General features: G+C 62.1%; 12 protein-coding genes and 1 pseudogene. All 13 read left to right on the forward strand.

Annotation, left to right across the window (positions count from 1 at the left end; all coding sequences use genetic code 11):
• Positions 1 to 148: 148 nt before the first annotated feature.
• Positions 149 to 589 carry an RNA polymerase-binding protein DksA gene (gene dksA / locus M1B35_RS19175; RefSeq protein WP_007924645.1) on the forward strand — a complete coding sequence of 147 codons (441 nt, stop codon included), beginning with the start codon at positions 149 to 151 and terminating at the stop codon, positions 587 to 589.
• A 150-nt stretch (positions 590 to 739) separates the two neighbouring features.
• Positions 740 to 1,636 carry a tRNA glutamyl-Q(34) synthetase GluQRS gene (gene gluQRS, locus M1B35_RS19180; protein ID WP_268262781.1) on the forward strand — a complete coding sequence of 299 codons (897 nt, stop codon included), beginning with the start codon at positions 740 to 742 and terminating at the stop codon, positions 1,634 to 1,636.
• Between the two features lie 77 nt (positions 1,637 to 1,713).
• On the forward strand, positions 1,714 to 1,890 hold the full coding sequence (locus M1B35_RS19185) for a hypothetical protein (protein WP_003176118.1): 177 nt from the start codon (positions 1,714 to 1,716) through the stop codon (positions 1,888 to 1,890).
• A complete protein-coding gene (locus tag M1B35_RS19190; RefSeq protein ID WP_185039332.1) occupies positions 1,874 to 4,828 on the forward strand; it encodes a sensor histidine kinase in 2,955 nt (984 codons plus the stop codon). Before M1B35_RS19185 ends, M1B35_RS19190 begins: the two co-directional genes overlap by 17 nt.
• Before the next feature lie 22 nt (positions 4,829 to 4,850).
• On the forward strand, positions 4,851 to 6,278 hold the full coding sequence (locus M1B35_RS19195; protein ID WP_123334957.1) for a sigma-54-dependent transcriptional regulator: 1,428 nt from the start codon (positions 4,851 to 4,853) through the stop codon (positions 6,276 to 6,278).
• 745 nt (positions 6,279 to 7,023) lie between these two features.
• Positions 7,024 to 8,427, forward strand: a complete 1,404-nt coding sequence (locus tag M1B35_RS19200) for a polynucleotide adenylyltransferase PcnB (protein WP_123334954.1) — start codon at positions 7,024 to 7,026, stop codon at positions 8,425 to 8,427.
• A 3-nt stretch (positions 8,428 to 8,430) separates the two neighbouring features.
• Positions 8,431 to 8,909 (forward strand): annotated as a pseudogene (folK, locus tag M1B35_RS19205) (2-amino-4-hydroxy-6-hydroxymethyldihydropteridine diphosphokinase).
• Positions 8,910 to 9,299: 390 nt separating this feature from the next.
• The gene (gene panB, locus M1B35_RS19210) at positions 9,300 to 10,100 is read left to right on the forward strand and encodes a 3-methyl-2-oxobutanoate hydroxymethyltransferase (RefSeq protein WP_268262782.1); all 801 of its coding nucleotides are present in this window, start codon (positions 9,300 to 9,302) and stop codon (positions 10,098 to 10,100) included.
• Positions 10,097 to 10,957 (forward strand): pantoate--beta-alanine ligase, encoded by an 861-nt coding sequence (gene panC / locus M1B35_RS19215; protein ID WP_123334948.1) that lies wholly within the window; start codon positions 10,097 to 10,099, stop codon positions 10,955 to 10,957. The genes panB and panC overlap by 4 nt, the downstream gene beginning before the upstream one ends.
• 451 nt (positions 10,958 to 11,408) lie before the next feature.
• Positions 11,409 to 13,073: a glucose-6-phosphate isomerase gene (pgi, locus tag M1B35_RS19220; RefSeq protein ID WP_123334947.1), complete on the forward strand. Its 1,665-nt coding sequence runs from the start codon at positions 11,409 to 11,411 to the stop codon at positions 13,071 to 13,073.
• Positions 13,074 to 13,191: 118 nt separating this feature from the next.
• Positions 13,192 to 15,129, forward strand: coding sequence for an acetate--CoA ligase (acs, locus tag M1B35_RS19225; protein ID WP_268262783.1), 1,938 nt, complete (start codon positions 13,192 to 13,194; stop codon positions 15,127 to 15,129).
• Between the two features lie 57 nt (positions 15,130 to 15,186).
• Entirely contained in the window at positions 15,187 to 16,053 is an 867-nt protein-coding gene (locus M1B35_RS19230; RefSeq protein WP_268262784.1) for an oxygenase MpaB family protein, read from the forward strand.
• A gap of 72 nt (positions 16,054 to 16,125) precedes the next feature.
• Positions 16,126 to 17,142 carry a class I SAM-dependent rRNA methyltransferase gene (locus M1B35_RS19235; protein ID WP_268262785.1) on the forward strand — a complete coding sequence of 339 codons (1,017 nt, stop codon included), beginning with the start codon at positions 16,126 to 16,128 and terminating at the stop codon, positions 17,140 to 17,142.
• Positions 17,143 to 17,238 lie beyond the last annotated feature (96 nt).

The following is a 17,238-nucleotide window of genomic DNA, read 5'->3' on the forward strand; positions in this document are numbered from 1 at the left end:
GGGCCACGGCAGGCGCAGGCTCGACAACCGGGAGTAGCGCGCTCGGATTTGATCTGGTAAGTTCGCCCGCTTGCAGCCGCAGGGCCGGCAAGTGTCGGAGATGGAGCAATCCTGCGCAATGGATTACAAGAGTAGAGGCGGTCCATTCATGCCCACCCAAGCAAAGCAACAGAATCAATCGATCAGCGGTTTCGAACCTTATGTTGAAACGGCAGGCGAAGAGTACATGGGCAAACCCATGCGCGAGCACTTCACCAAGATCCTGAACAAGTGGAAACAGGACTTGATGCAGGAAGTCGACCGCACTGTTGACCACATGAAAGACGAAGCAGCCAACTTTCCCGACCCGGCCGACCGTGCCAGCCAGGAAGAAGAGTTCAGCCTTGAGCTGCGTGCCCGCGACCGCGAGCGCAAGTTGATCAAGAAGATCGACAAGACCCTGCAATTGATCGAAGACGAAGAATACGGCTGGTGCGAATCCTGTGGCGTCGAGATCGGCATCCGCCGTCTGGAAGCCCGTCCTACCGCCGACATGTGCGTCGACTGCAAGACCTTGGCGGAAATCAAGGAAAAACAAGTCGGCAAGTAATCGCCGCCTTGAACACAGAACGGAGCGTGAAAACGCTCCGTTTTTGTTTCTGCCATCCTTGCCTTCCCCTGCTGGAGCAAGCTTGCCCGCCACGGCAATCCCCCCGACACGCTTGTCACGCCGGGGCCAGACCCCATAGCATCCGCCCCCATGACTGCCTCCACATCACCTTCGTACATCGGGCGCTTCGCCCCCACGCCCAGCGGCCACTTGCATTTCGGCTCCCTGGTGGCGGCCCTTGCGTCCTACCTCGATGCCCGCGCCGTGGGCGGCCGCTGGCTGTTGCGCATGGAAGACCTCGACCCGCCCCGGGAAGAACCCGGTGCCCAGGCGGCGATCCTCAATGCCCTGGAACGCTACGGTTTTGAGTGGGACGGCGAGATGGTCCGCCAGAGCGAACGCCACGACGCTTACGCCGAGGTGCTCAATCGCCTGTTCAACCACGGCCTGGCCTACGCGTGTACCTGTTCGCGCAAACAACTGGAGCCCTACCAGGGCATCTACCCAGGGCTGTGCCGCAACCTCGGGCACGCTCAGGACGGCGCGGCGATCCGCCTGCGGGTACCGGAACTCGATTACCACTTCCAGGACCGGGTCCAGGGCGAGTACCGCCAACACCTGGGCCGGGAAGTCGGGGACTTCGTGATTCGCCGTCGCGATGGCCTCTATGCTTATCAATTGGCGGTGGTGCTGGATGACGCCTGGCAAGGTGTTACCGATATCGTGCGCGGGGCCGACCTGCTCGACTCCACGCCCCGCCAGCTGTACCTGCAAGAGCTGCTGGGGTTGCCGCAACCGCGCTACCTGCACCTGCCGCTGATTACCCAGCCGGATGGCAACAAACTGGGCAAGTCCTACCGCTCGCCGCCGCTGGCGCAAGACCAAGCCACCCCACTGTTACTCAGGGCCCTGCGCGCCCTTGGGCAAAACCCGGGCCCCGAGCTGGAGGGCGCCAACCCTCGGGAAGTCCTCGGTTGGGGCATCGCCCATTGGGCCCCCACGCAGATTCCACGCACACTGAGCATCCCCGAAGCGCAAATACGCTGACGCCCCTTGCAGCTTGGCGCCCATCCGTTACCATCGCCGCACGTTTTCGGGCACGCACACAATAAAGAGAGGCCGAGATGTACATCTATCGCTTGGTCCTGCTCCTGGTAGTGGGGATCTATCTGTTTTCCCCCGCCATCATGGATTGGTGGATCGATGCTACAGGCGCCTGGTATCGCCCGTATCTGCTCTGGCTGATTCTGATCGTCGTGACCTTTATCCTGCAGAGCCAAAAAGATGCCGATGAGCTTTAGCCTGACCCAGATGATCCTGATCAGCGCCGCCTACTTGCTGGTGCTGTTCGGGGTGGCCTGGATCAGCGAACGCGGCATGATCCCGCGCTCGATCATTCGCCACCCGCTGACCTACACCCTGTCGCTGGGGGTCTATGCCAGCGCCTGGGCCTTCTACGGCACGGTGGGCCTGGCCTATCAATACGGCTACGGCTTCCTCTCCAGCTACCTCGGGGTCTCCGGGGCCTTTCTGCTGGCGCCAGTGCTGCTCTACCCGATCCTCAAGATCACCCGCACCTACCAGCTGTCATCCCTGGCCGACCTGTTCGCCTTCCGCTTTCGCAGCACCTGGGCCGGTGCCCTGACCACTATCTTCATGTTGGTGGGGGTCTTGCCGTTGTTGGCCTTGCAGATCCAGGCGGTGGCCGACTCCATCAGCATCCTGACCCATGAACCAGTGCAGCACCGGGTGGCCTTGAGCTTTTGCGCGCTGATCACCCTGTTCACTATCTTCTTCGGCTCACGGCATATCGCCACCCGGGAAAAGCACGAAGGCCTGGTCTTTGCCATTGCCTTCGAATCGGTGATCAAGCTGATCGCCATCGGCGGTGTCGGCCTCTATGCCTTGTATGGCGTCTTCGACGGCCCGCAACAGCTGGAACTGTGGCTGCTGCAAAACCAGACGGCCCTCGCCGCCCTGCACACGCCGTTGCAGGAAGGTCCGTGGCGCACCCTGCTGCTGGTGTTCTTCGCCTCGGCGATCGTGATGCCGCACATGTATCACATGACCTTCACCGAAAACCTCAACCCCCGCGCCCTGGTCAGCGCCAGTTGGGGGCTGCCGTTGTTCCTGCTGCTGATGAGCCTGGCGGTGCCGCTGATTCTCTGGGCCGGGCTGAAGCTGGGCGCCACCACCAACCCCGAATACTTCACCCTCGGCATCGGCATTGCCGCCAACAGCAAGGCCCTGGCGTTGCTGGCCTATGTCGGCGGCCTGTCGGCGGCCAGCGGCTTGATCATCGTCACCACCCTGGCCTTGTCGGGCATGGCCCTCAACCACCTGGTGCTGCCGCTGTACCAGCCGCCGGCAGAGGGCAACATCTATCGCTGGCTGAAGTGGACCCGCCGCGCGCTGATCGTCGCCATCATCATGGCCGGCTATGGCTTTTACCTGTTGCTGGGGGCCGAGCAGGACTTGGCCAACCTGGGCATCGTCGCCTTCGTCGCCACCCTGCAGTTCCTTCCGGGTGTGCTTTCGGTGCTCTACTGGCCGACCGCCAACCGCCGGGGTTTTATCGCCGGTTTGCTGGCGGGGGTGCTGGTCTGGCTGGTGACCATGCTGCTGCCGCTGATAGGTAACCTGCAGGGCTTCTATATTCCCCTGCTGAACATGATCTACGTGCTCGACGACACCAGTTGGCACATGGCGGCCATCGCCTCGCTGGCGGCCAACGTGCTGATGTTCACCCTGATCTCGCTGTTCACCAACGCCAGTGCCGAGGAAGCCAGTGCTGCCGAAGCCTGCGCGGTGGACAACGTGCGCCGGCCACAACGCCGGGAACTGCATGCGGCGTCACCTCAAGAGTTCGCCACCCAGTTGGCCAAGCCCCTGGGTGCCAAGGCTGCGCAAAAAGAAGTCGAGCAGGCGCTGCGCGACCTGTACCTGCCCTTCGACGAACGCCGGCCTTATGCCTTGCGCCGCCTGCGTGACCGTATCGAGGCCAACCTCTCAGGGCTGATGGGCCCGAGCGTCGCCCAGGACATGGTGGAAACCTTCCTGCCTTATAAGGCAGGCGGCGAAAACTACGTCACCGAGGACATCCACTTCATCGAAAGCCGGCTGGAGGACTACCACTCGCGCCTCACCGGCCTGGCCGCAGAACTCGACGCCCTGCGCCGCTACCACCGGCAAACCCTGCAGGAACTGCCCATGGGCGTCTGTTCCCTGGCCAAGGACCAGGAAATCCTCATGTGGAACAAAGCCATGGAGGAGCTGACCGGGATCCCGGCCCAGCACGTGGTCGGCTCGCGCCTGATCACCATCGCCAACCCCTGGAAAGAACTGTTGCAAGGTTTTATCAACCTGCCCGATGAACACTTGCACAAGCAGCACTTGGCCCTCGACGGCCAGACCCGCTGGCTGAACCTGCACAAAGCTGCGATCGACGAGCCCCTGGCACCGGGTAACAGCGGCCTGGTACTGCTGGTGGAAGACCTCACCGAAACCCAGATGCTCGAAGACAAACTGGTGCACTCCGAACGCCTGGCGAGCATTGGCCGCCTGGCCGCCGGGGTGGCCCACGAAATCGGCAACCCGGTGACCGGCATTGCCTGCCTGGCGCAAAACCTGCGGGAAGAGCGCGAGGACGACGGCGAACTCACCGAAATCAGCGGGCAGATCCTCGAGCAGACCAAGCGCATATCCCGCATCGTTCAGTCGCTGATGAGCTTCGCCCATGCCGGCAGCCATCAACACAATGACGAAGCGGTGTGCCTGGCCGAGGTCGCCCAAGATGCCATTGGTCTGCTGGCCCTGAACCGGCGCAATTTTGAAGTGCAGTTTTTCAACCTGTGCGATCCCGACCACTGGGTCGATGGTGATCCGCAACGGCTCGCCCAGGTGCTGATCAACTTGTTGTCCAACGCTCGCGACGCCTCACCGGCGGGCAGCGCGGTACGGGTCAAGAGCGAGGCTTTCGAACACACGGTCGACCTGATTGTGGAGGACGAAGGCAGTGGCATTCCGAAGAACATCATGGACCGATTGTTCGAACCCTTCTTCACCACCAAGGACCCTGGCGAAGGCACCGGACTGGGCCTTGCACTGGTCTATTCCATCGTTGAAGAGCATTATGGACAAATCACCATCGACAGCCCGGCTGATCCACACAGCCAACGCGGCACCCGTATTCGGGTGACCTTACCGCGTCATGTCGAAGCGACGTCCGCTGTGAACTGAGACCGTCGAGAGAATTGAATCAATGCCGCATATTCTGATCGTCGAAGACGAAACCATCATCCGCTCTGCCTTGCGTCGCCTGCTGGAGCGTAACCAGTATCAAGTGAGCGAAGCCGGCTCGGTGCAGGAAGCACAGGAGCGCTTCAGCATCCCCACCTTCGACCTGATTGTCAGTGACCTGCGTCTTCCCGGTGCCCCCGGCACCGAGCTGATCAAACTCGGCGAAGGCACGCCGGTGCTGATCATGACCAGCTATGCCAGCCTGCGCTCGGCCGTGGACTCGATGAAAATGGGCGCGGTGGATTACATCGCCAAGCCGTTCGACCACGACGAGATGCTCCAGGCCGTAGCGCGCATCCTGCGTGACCGGCAAAGCGCCGAGAGCAATCCGGCCGAACGCCCGGCAGGCAAGGCCGCCAACACCGCCGACAAGGCCGGTGCCAACAACAGCAACGGCGAGATCGGCATCATCGGCTCCTGCCCACCGATGCAGGACCTGTACAGCAAGATCCGAAAAGTGGCGCCCACCGACTCCAATGTGCTGATCCAGGGCGAGTCGGGCACCGGGAAGGAACTGGTGGCTCGCGCCCTGCACAACCTGTCCAAACGCGCCAAGGCACCGATGATTTCGGTGAACTGCGCGGCCATTCCGGAAACCCTGATCGAGTCCGAACTGTTCGGCCATGAAAAAGGCGCGTTTACCGGTGCCAGTGCCGGCCGCGCCGGCTTGGTCGAAGCGGCGGACGGCGGCACCCTGTTCCTCGATGAAATCGGCGAACTGCCCCTGGAAGCCCAGGCCCGCCTGCTGCGGGTGCTGCAGGAAGGCGAAATTCGTCGGGTGGGCTCGGTGCAGTCGCAGAAAGTCGACGTGCGCCTGATTGCGGCAACTCACCGGGACTTGAAGAGCCTGTCGAAGATCGGCCAGTTCCGCGAAGACCTTTTTTACCGGCTGCATGTGATCGCCTTGAAACTGCCAGCCCTGCGTGAGCGCGGCGCCGACGTCAACGAGATCGCCAATGCCTTCCTTGCACGCCAAAGTGCTCGCGTAGGCCGTACCGACCTGAAATTTGCGGCCGATGCCGAACAGGCGATCCGCCACTACTCCTGGCCCGGTAACGTGCGCGAACTGGAGAACGCGGTGGAGCGTGCGGTCATCCTGTGCGAAAGCCCGGAAATCTCCGCCGACTTGCTGGGCATCGACATCGAGCTGAGCGATCTGGAGGACGAGGAGTTCATCGGCCTGGCACCGCAAGCCGGTAACACCAGCCACGAACCCACCGAAGACCTGTCCCTGGAAGACTACTTCCAGCACTTCGTCCTTGAGCATCAGGACCACATGACCGAGACCGAGCTGGCGCGCAAACTAGGCGTCAGCCGCAAGTGCCTGTGGGAACGACGTCAGCGCCTGGGCATTCCACGGCGCAAGACCGGGGTGGCCAGCGAAAGCTGAATGGGGGCTGTCCGGAGTGTGGGTAACACTCGATTTTTTGCAAAAAACTGTTACCCACAACATTCCACGTAACAAAAGCCGGGGCTAAAGGTAACGAAGCCCCGGTTTTTTTTGCCCTGCAAAACACCCCCTCTTAGCCCTAACCCCTTGTTTTACTGGGCTTTGAAAAAGTTGGCACGGCATCTGCTATATGCTTAGTACAAAAACAATAACAAGCAATGCACAAGACAATAAAAATAAGACGAATCGACTCACGCACAATAAAAACAACACGGCGGAGGCGCAGCTAACTGATTCTTTTGGAGAGGCGTTGTACTTGGGGCTAGCCCCACAACCAGGCCGAGAACAACAAAAACTGTCCTAAGACAGAGCCTGAACTGGTTGGATCGATAGATCATTGCAACACAGCGATCAAAGCAATCCGTTTGCTCTTGGCTCCCGATTGGGAGGGTCACTTCGGGTTAACCGGGTGACAAGGGCGTTTAACAAAAACAAGAAGCCCGAAACCAATAATAAAAATAGAGCACGCAACTACTTCTGGGGGAGCTTCGGCTCCCCTTGTAGTTTCCGTGATTCACGCAATTCACCCCCATAAGCTCTGAACGCCAGGTAACACGGCCCTTTCAGACGCCCCGCACAACTCGCCGCAGCTTCCTACACCATCCTCTGACTAAATGCTAGAATCCCCGCCCATCATGCGGTCATTCTTCGTTTTGGCCGAACATTCCTTCAAACAGTGCATCCCATGCTGAAGAAGTTGTTCCAGTCATTCCGTTCTCCCTTGCGTCGTACGCAACACCAACGCAGCACGCCTGAAGTGCTTAATAGCAGCCAACATTCGCTGCAGCGCGCCCAGTTCAGCCGTTATGCGGTGAATATCGTCGAGCGCCTGCAGAACGCCGGCTACCAGGCCTACCTGGTCGGCGGTTGCGTGCGCGACATGCTGCTCAATATCACCCCCAAGGATTTCGACGTCGCCACCAGCGCCACGCCGGAGCAAGTGCGGGCCGAGTTTCGTAACGCGCGCATCATCGGTCGCCGTTTCAAACTGGTGCACATCCACTTTGGTCGAGAAATCATCGAAGTCGCGACCTTCCGCGCCAATCACCCGCAGAACGAAGACGAGGAGGACAGCAACCAGTCCTCGCGCAACGAGAGCGGGCGCATTCTGCGGGACAACGTCTACGGTACCCTCGAAGAGGACGCCCAGCGCCGCGACTTCACCATCAACGCCCTGTACTACGACCCGGTCAGCGAGCGCATTCTCGACTACGCCAACGGCGTGCACGACATCCGCAATCATCTGGTGCGCCTGATTGGCGACCCACGTCAGCGTTACCAGGAAGACCCGGTGCGCATGCTGCGAGCCGTGCGTTTCGCCGCCAAGCTGGATTTCGGCATCGAGAAACACACCGCCACGCCGATTCGTGAACTGGCGCCCATGCTGCGGGAGATTCCTTCGGCGCGCCTGTTCGAAGAAGTTCTGAAGCTGTTCCTTTCGGGGCATGCCGCCGACACCTTCGAAATGCTGGTGGACCTGCAACTGTTCGACCCGCTGTTCCCGGCCAGTGCCGAGGCGCTGGAGCACAACCCGACGTACACCCACACCCTGATCAGCGAAGCCCTGGCCAACACCGACCTGCGCATCAAGCAGAACAAACCGGTAACACCGGCCTTCCTGTTCGCCGCCCTGCTCTGGCCCGCCCTGCCGACTCGCGTACTGCGCCTGCAGGAACGCGGCATGCCGCCGATACCGGCCATGCAGGAAGCGGCTCACGAGCTGATCGCCGAGCAATGCCAACGCATCGCCATCCCCAAGCGCTTTACCATGCCGATCCGCGAGATCTGGGACATGCAGGAGCGCCTGCCGCGGCGCAGCGGCAAACGGGCCGACCAGTTGCTGGACAACCCGCGTTTCCGCGCTGGCTACGACTTCCTGCTGCTGCGCGAAAGCGCCGGCGAGCAGACCGACGGCCTGGGTGAATGGTGGACCGACTACCAGGACGCCAACGAAGCCGGGCGCCGGGACATGATCCGCGACCTCAGCGGCAAGGACGAAGGCGCCAGCGGCGCACCGCGTAAGCGTCGCCGCAGCAGTGGCAGCAAACGCAAACGTGCCGCCGGCACCCCGGGTGCATCGGGCGAATAAGTGATGGAACGCATCTACATCGGCATGGGCAGCAACCTGGCGGCCCCGGAAGCACAACTGCGCAGCGCGATCGACGCGCTGGCGCAGTTGCCGCAAAGCCGATTGGTCGGGACCTCAGCCTTTTATCAAAGCGACTCCCTGCTGCCTGGCCAGCCTCGCTACACCAATGCGGTGGCGGCCCTGGACAGCGACCTCGCGCCCCTGGCACTGCTCGATGCGCTGCAAGCCATCGAAAACGATCAAGGCCGCGAGCGCCTTGAACGCTGGGGACCGCGAACCCTCGACCTGGACATCTTGCTGTTTGGCGATCGTCTGATCGACGAACCCCGCCTCAAGGTCCCCCACTACCATATGCAGCGCGCGCCTTCGTCCTCTATCCCCTGGCGGAGCTGGCCCCGGAAAACCTGCAACTGCCCGATGGCCGCCACCTCAAGGATTTGCTTGCCGCCTGCCCATTTGTCGGCCTGGAACGCCTCGCCTGAAAGCTGAATCGCATCAGTAACGGCGGTAACACCCACGGCGTAACAAGGCGGTAACACATCTAATTGACTTCCCGAGTTCTCCTCACGACTATAGGCGTCCCGTTGCCGCCGTCATGGCGTTACAGGGCGCAATTCAAGCTATGTGTAGGCGTAGCAACCCCAGGGAAGAACCGGCATCCACAGCTGCATAAGGGCGGTGGCACCCGCTGTTTACAGCTGCGCCGAGCACCGGGTCAGGTGCACGCAGCGCAGGCCGAACGCCTGCCATTGAGGCACATCGCTTGAAACCAGGCTCTATAAGCACGACACAAGACCGTGCGCCTGAATAACGAAGAATCACGCGCGTTACTCGCAGTAGTTTCCAAAGCGCCTGAATGAGGACCCCTTTTCATGCCAGACATCACTCTGACCACCCTGCAAAGCCTCAAGCAGAAAGGTGAAAAGATCACCATGCTGACCTGCTATGACGCGACCTTCGCCCACACCAGCTGCCAGGCTGGCGTCGAAGTCCTGCTAGTGGGCGACTCCCTGGGCATGGTCCTGCAGGGGCACGACAGCACCCTGCCAGTGACCACTGCCGACATGGCCTACCACGTGGCGGCGGTGAAACGCGGCAACCAGGGTGCCCTGATCCTCGCGGACCTGCCCTTCATGGCCTACGCCACCACCGAACAAGCGCTGAACAACAGCGCCCAGCTGATGCAGGCCGGTGCGCACATGGTCAAGGTCGAAGGTGCCGTGTGGTTGGCGGAGTCGATTCGCCTGTTGGCCGAGCGCGGTGTTCCGGTGTGCGCCCACATGGGCCTGACCCCACAAGCGGTGAACATCCTCGGCGGCTACAAGGTCCAGGGGCGCAATGAAAACCAGGCGCGGCAGATGCGCGCTGACGCCATTGCACTGGAACAGGCCGGCGCAGCCATGCTCCTGCTGGAATGCGTACCCAGCGAGCTGGCAGCAGAAATCACCCAAGCGGTGAAAATCCCGGTGATCGGTATCGGTGCCGGCAGTGCCACCGACGGCCAGGTGCTGGTCATGCACGACATGCTGGGGCTGTCCCTCACCGGTCGTGCGCCAAAATTCGTGAAGAACTTCATGGAAGGCAAAGACAGTATTCAAGCCGCGTTCAGCGCGTATGTCGCTGAAGTCAAAGCCGGGACCTTCCCAGGCGTCGAGCACGGGTTTTCCGCATGAACACTGTAAAAACCGTGCGCGAACTGCGCGCAGCTGTTGCCCGTGCGCGCAATGAAGGCAAACGCATCGGCTTCGTGCCCACCATGGGCAATTTGCACAGCGGCCACGCGGCGCTGGTGGCCAAGGCCGCCCAGCGTGTGGACTTCGTGGTCGCGAGCATCTTCGTCAACCCGCTGCAATTCGGCGCTGGCGAAGACTTGGACAAATATCCGCGCACCTTGCTTGCCGACCAGGAAAAGCTGCTGGAGGCCGGCTGCCATTTGCTGTTCGCCCCCAGCGTTGAAGAGATGTACCCCGATGGCATGGCCGGGCAGACCCGGGTCAGCGTGCCCCAGCTCTCCGAAGGCCTGTGCGGCGCCAGCCGTCCAGGGCACTTTGAAGGCGTGGCCACGGTGGTCAGCAAGCTGTTCAACATGGTCCAGCCGGACCTCGCTGTCTTCGGCCAGAAGGACTTCCAGCAACTGGCGGTCATCCGCGCCCTGGCCCACGACCTGAACCTGCCGATCCAGATCATTGGCGAGCCCACCGTGCGTGCTGCCGACGGCCTGGCCCTGTCATCACGCAACGGTTACCTCAACGAAGAACAGCGGGCCATCGCCCCGGCCTTGTATCGCAGCCTGAGCCAGATCGCCCAGGCCATTCGCGACGGCGAGCGGGACTACCCGAAGCTCTTGGCCGAACAGCAGCAACAACTCGAAGCCCAAGGGTTCCGTCGGGACTACCTGGAAATTCGCCAGGCCATGAACCTGCGTCCAGCCACTGCCGATGATCGCGACCTGGTGATTCTGGTGGCCGCCTACCTGGGCGCCACACGACTGATCGACAACCTGCACCTGAACCTCGACACACCGGCGTAAACGCCGGATTGCCCGGCGTCACACCTTCGGGCAAACTGCCGCCCGCCGGGGCCTGCAGCCACAACTGCCAGGCCCCGTTCAAGGATCTGCCCCGGGAACACTCAGGCACGCCATCAGGCTCAACTTCAAGCCGCGCATCTGCACAGGACGCCCGGCAACGAACTGAGCCACACCAGCCGCACGCTTGCTATTCAGTTGGCCTGAGCCCTTTCCCCGATTTCTTCATCCGCAAACCCGCCTGGAGCTCTGGAAGCCTGCACCGGTATAAAAAAGTACCGGCCAGCGGTCAGACAAAGCCAAGACAGATCGGCACGCGGGAGTTACTGTAATCGCCCTGCGTGATGAATCGTGTCAGCGCAGGGTTGACCGAACCTGGACCCTGCCCCCACGCAGGACGTTCCGGGCTATTCAGTGTCCAAAAGGCAGTTCAAGCAAAAGGAAAACCGCAGCGATGGCGTACTACCGCACTCCTCACGACGTTACCGCTCTGCCCGCCTGGCAAGCGTTGAATGACCACCGCCAAGCCATGCAGGATTTCAGCATGCGCGAGGCCTTTAATGCCGACCCACAGCGCTTTCATCACTTCAGCCTGAGCAGCTGTGGGCTATTTCTGGATTACTCGAAAAACCTGATCAGCAGCGAAACCCGCGACCTGCTGGTGGGCCTGGCCGACGAAGTCGGCCTGAAGGATGCGATCAAGGCACTGTTTTCCGGCGAGACCGTGAACTCCTCCGAAGGGCGTCCGGCCCTGCACACCGCGCTGCGCCGTCCAGTGGGCGACAAGCTGTCGGTCAACGGCGTCAACGTGATGCCCGAAGTGCACAAGGTACTGAACCAGATCACCGAGCTGGTCGGCCGCATCCACGACGGCCTGTGGCGCGGCTACAGCGAAAAACCGATCACCGACGTGGTGAACATCGGCATCGGCGGCTCCTTCCTGGGCCCGGAACTGGTGTCCGAGGCACTGCTGTCCTACGCCCACAAAGGCGTGCGCTGCCACTACCTGGCGAACATCGACGGCAGTGAGTTCCATGAGTTGTCGGCGAAGATTCGTGCTGAAACCACCTTGTTCATCGTCTCGTCCAAGTCCTTCAATACCCTGGAAACCCTGAAGAACGCCCAGGCAGCCCGGGCTTGGTACCTGGCCCAGGGCGGTTCAGAAGCCGAGCTGTACCGGCACTTCATCGCCGTTTCCAGCAACAATGCGGCGGCAGTGGCTTTCGGCATTCGCGAAGAGAACATCTTCCCGATGTGGGACTGGGTCGGCGGGCGCTACTCGCTGTGGTCGGCCATCGGCCTGCCTATCGCTCTGGCCATCGGCATGTCCAACTTCAAGGAGCTGCTGTCCGGCGCCTACACCATGGACCAGCATTTCCAGAGCGCTCCGTTCGAACAGAACATGCCGGTGCTGCTGGCCCTGCTTGGCGTGTGGTACGGCAACTTCTGGGGCTCCCAGGCCCACGCGATCCTGCCGTACGACCACTACCTGCGTAACATCACCAAGCACCTGCAGCAGTTGGACATGGAATCCAACGGCAAGAGCGTACGCCAGGACGGTACGCCCGTGTCCACCGACACCGGTCCGGTGATCTGGGGCGGCGTCGGCTGCAACGGCCAGCACGCTTACCACCAGTTGCTGCACCAAGGCACCCAATTGATCCCGGCCGACTTCATCGTGCCGATCGTCAGCTTCAACCCGGTGGCCGATCACCATCAATGGCTGTACGCCAACTGCCTGTCGCAAAGCCAGGCGCTGATGCTCGGCAAGACCCGCGCCGAGGCCGAAGCCGAGCTGCGTGAAAAAGGCCTCAGCGAAGACGAAGTGCAGAAACTTGCACCGCACAAGGTGATCCCGGGCAACCGTCCGAGCAACACCCTGGTGGTCGAGCGCATCAGCCCGCGGCGCCTGGGCGCGCTGGTGGCGATGTACGAACACAAAGTCTTCGTACAGAGCGTGATCTGGGGCATCAACGCCTTCGACCAGTGGGGCGTGGAGCTGGGCAAGGAACTGGGCAAGGGCGTCTACAGCCGCCTCACCGGCAGCGAAGAAACCCCGGCCGAAGATGCTTCCACCCAAGGCTTGATCAACTACTTCCGCGGTCGCCACCGCGGCTGATCCGCGCTTTACCTTTGCAGGGGCCGGCCAGCCGGCCCCTGCAACCCTCCCCCTTGAACCTTGCCCGCCTTTCTGCGCACCCTTATGCCTTGTCGTAAAACAAGAATAAGGATCCGTCATGTTCGATATCAGCCGTTATCCACACGCCGATGCCGTCCGCCAGGCGGCACAACTCAGCCAAGACGACTACCAAAGCCTCTACCGCCAGTCGATTGAGCAGCCCGACACCTTCTGGGCCGAACAGGCCAAGCGCTTCCTGCGTTGGAGCACACCCTGGACTCAGGTCCACAGCCACGACATGCGCACCGGTGCCGCCAGTTGGTTCAGCGGTGGTCAACTCAACGTCAGCGACAACTGCATCGACCGTCACCTGGAAAAACGCGGCGATCAGGCCGCGATCATCTGGGAGGGTGACAACCCAAACGACTCCCAGCGCATTACGTACCGAGAACTGCACCAACGGGTCTGCCGCCTGGCCAACGTACTGAAAAGCCGTGGCGTGAAGAAAGGCGACCGCGTATGCATCTACATGCCGATGATTCCCGAAGCGGCCTACGCCATGCTCGCCTGCACCCGTATCGGCGCGGTGCACTCAGTGGTCTTTGGTGGCTTCTCGCCCGAAGCCCTGCGTGACCGGATTCGCGACGCCGATTGCCGGACCGTGATCACCGCTGATGAAGGCGTGCGCGGAGGCAAGTTCGTGCCCTTGAAGAACAACGTCGACAAAGCCCTGCTCAGTTGCCCGGATGTCAGCAGCGTGGTGGTGGTCGCACGGACCAACAACCCCGTGGACTGGGTGCAGGGCCGCGACCTGTGGTACCAACAGGCAGTCAACGACGCCAGCGACCAATGCCCCGCCGAGCCGATGGACGCCGAAGACCCGCTGTTTATCCTCTATACCTCCGGCAGCACCGGCAAACCCAAGGGCGTACTGCACAGCACCGGCGGTTACCTGCTGCAAGCAGCCATGACCTTCAAGTACGTGCTGGACTACCGCGACGGCGAAGTCTTCTGGTGCACCGCCGACGTTGGCTGGGTCACCGGGCACAGCTACATTCTGTACGGCCCCCTGGCCAATGGCGCCACCACCCTGATGTTCGAAGGCGTGCCCAGCTACCCCAGCAGTTCGCGCTTCTGGGAAGTGGTGGACAAGCACCAAGTCAATATTTTCTACACCGCGCCCACCGCCTTGCGTGCGCTGATGCGTGAAGGCTCCGGGCCGCTGGAAAAAACCTCGCGCAGCAGCCTGCGCCTGCTGGGCAGTGTCGGCGAGCCGATCAACCCGGAAGCCTGGGAGTGGTACTTCAATGCCGTCGGCCAGCAGCGCTGCCCGATCGTCGATACCTGGTGGCAGACCGAGACCGGCGGCATCATGCTCAGCCCCCTGGTCAGCAGCACCCGGATCAAACCCGGTTGCGCCTCAACCCCGATGTTCGGCGTACAACCGGTGCTGCTCAACGACCAGGGCCAGGAAATCCAGGGCGCCGGCAGCGGCATCCTGGCGATCAAGGCCAGTTGGCCGGCGCAGATCCGCAGCGTCTACGGCGACCCGAAACGCATGGTCGAAACCTACTTCGCCCCCTACCCCGGCTACTACTTCACCGGCGACGGCGCCCGCCGCGATGAGGATGGGGACTACTGGATCACCGGGCGTATTGACGACGTGATCAACGTGTCCGGGCACCGCATCGGTACCGCAGAAGTGGAAAGCGCCCTGGTGCTGCACGACAACATCGCCGAGGCGGCGGTGGTGGGCTACCCCCATGACGTCAAGGGCCAAGGCATCTATGCCTTTGTCACACCGATGCAGGGCGTTGAACCCGACGAGGCACTGAAGAAGGAACTGCTGGCACTGGTCAGCCGGGAAATCGGCAGCTTCGCCAAACCGGACCTGATCCAGTGGGCTCCGGCCCTGCCAAAAACCCGTTCGGGCAAAATTATGCGGCGCATCCTGCGCAAGATCGCCTGTAACGAACTCGATACCCTGGGTGACACCTCGACCCTGGCCGACCCGAGCGTGGTCGACGGGCTGATCGACAAACGCCTGAACGCCTGATCTGATGGCGGCGCGGTGCAAGCCGCGCCTACTTTTCCAGCCACGCATCGAACCCTTATGGAATTCATCCGCAGTCGCATCGAACACCAGGTGATGAGTTTGTCCGGCCTGTCACTGGGCCAACTTGACCTCGAAAACCCCAAGGGCGACCCCGGCCTGTTCGGCCCGGACTCGGTCAGTTGGCAGGTGCATGGCGACTTCAGCAGCATGTTGATCGGTGGCATCAGTGCCCTGCTGATGCAGGCCTTGCACCCGCTGGCCCTGGCCGGTGTCTGGGACCACTCGAACTTTCGCCAGGACATGCTCGGGCGCCTGCGCCGTACCGGCCAGTTCATTTCCGGCACCACCTTTGGTTCGCGCCAGGACGCCGAATGGCTGATCGACAAGGTGCGCACCATTCACTTGCGCATCGTCGGCACGGCCCCCGATGGCCGGCCCTACGCGGCCAGCGATCCGGACTTGCTGACCTGGGTGCATGTCGCCGAAGTCAGCAGTTTTCTTGCCGCTCACCTGCGTTACCGCAACCCACAGTTATCGGCGGCCGACCAGGATCGTTACTACGCCGAAATCGCCCTGATTGCCGAACGCCTGGGTGCCCGGGAGGTTCCTCGCTCGCGCCGGGAGGTGGCCGACTACCTGCAACGCCTGCGCCCCGAACTGCTGTGCGACGAGCGCAGCCGCGAGGTGCTGCGCCTGCTGCTGGCTGCGCCCGCCCCCAGCCAGTTGGCCAAGCCCTTCGGCGCCCTGATGATGCAAGCCGCTATCGACCTGCTGCCGGATTGGGCCAGCACCATGCTCGACATCACCCAGAGCCCTCTGCAACGCAAACTGATTCGCGCCAGCGTCAATCGCAGCGCGCCGATGCTGCGCTGGGCGGTACGCAACGGTTCGGTACAACGAGCAAAGCGGCGCATGGGGCTGTAGGGCTGCAAAAACATCGCCCCACTCGCCGACGCTGTTAAACTGCCGCGCCCAATCCATCGCAAGGCGCCACGCATGTCTTCCTTGAATCAGGCGCTGCGCGCCGCCCTCGATCATCGCCAGGACCTGCTCGCCGAGCTGCATCAGCAAGGCACCGACTGCTACCGGCTGTTCCACGGCAGCCAGGAAGGCGCCGGCGGCCTGACCATCGACCGCTATGGCCCGCAACTGCTGGTGCAAAGCTTCCACCAGCCCCTGGAACGCGAGGCGCTGCTGGAGCTGCATGCCACGGTCGAACAGGCCTTGGACCTGCCCAGCCTGCTAGTCTACAACGACCGCTCCCGAGGCAACTCGCGCATCGACCGCGAAGACAGCGTGTACCGCGCCGAAGACGCAGCCCTGCAAGACCTGGTCGGTCACGAGTGGGGCCTGAATTATCGGGTCCGCGGCCGTCATGCCGGGCAAGACCCGCTGCTGTTCCTCGACCTGCGCAACGCGCGGGGCTGGGTCAAGCAACACAGCGCCGGCAAAAGCGTGCTCAACCTCTTTGCCTACACCTGCGGCGTCGGCCTGAGTGCTGCGGCCGGCGGTGCGCGGGAGGTGTGCAACCTGGACTTCGCCGAAGGCAACCTGGCAGTAGGCCGAGAGAACGGTGCGCTAAACCCCGCGCTGCCGGAGATGCAATTCGTGCAGTCCGATTATTTCCCGGCTATTCGCCAATTGGCCGGCCTGCCCATCACCCAGCGGCGCGGGCACAAACTGCCGAGCTATCCACGCCTGGAGCAGCGCCAATACGACCTGGTGCTGCTGGACCCGCCCGCCTGGGCCAAGAGTGCGTTCGGCACAGTCGACCTGCTGCGTGACTATCAGAGCCTGCTCAAGCCGGCACTGCTGGCCACGGCCGAGGACGGGGTGCTGATCTGCTGCAACAACCTGGCAAAAGTCGCCATGGACGATTGGCGTGACCAAGTGCTGCGCTGTGCGGAAAAAGCCGGGCGCCCGGTCCGCGACTGCCAGGTGCTGACCCCGGGCCTGGATTTCCCCTCCAACGACCAACAGCCCCCCTTGAAAACCTTGATCCTGCAGTTGTGAATACGGTCCGTGAAATCTGAACAATCCTGATCCAAGGGATTGTTTCGGAACCGGAAACGCGTGCCATACTCCAAGGCACTTCCGATATCAGACAGA

Origin of the sequence: Pseudomonas morbosilactucae (genome assembly GCF_023241665.1) — a bacterium.
GTDB classification, from domain to species: Bacteria; Pseudomonadota; Gammaproteobacteria; order Pseudomonadales; family Pseudomonadaceae; genus Aquipseudomonas; species Aquipseudomonas morbosilactucae.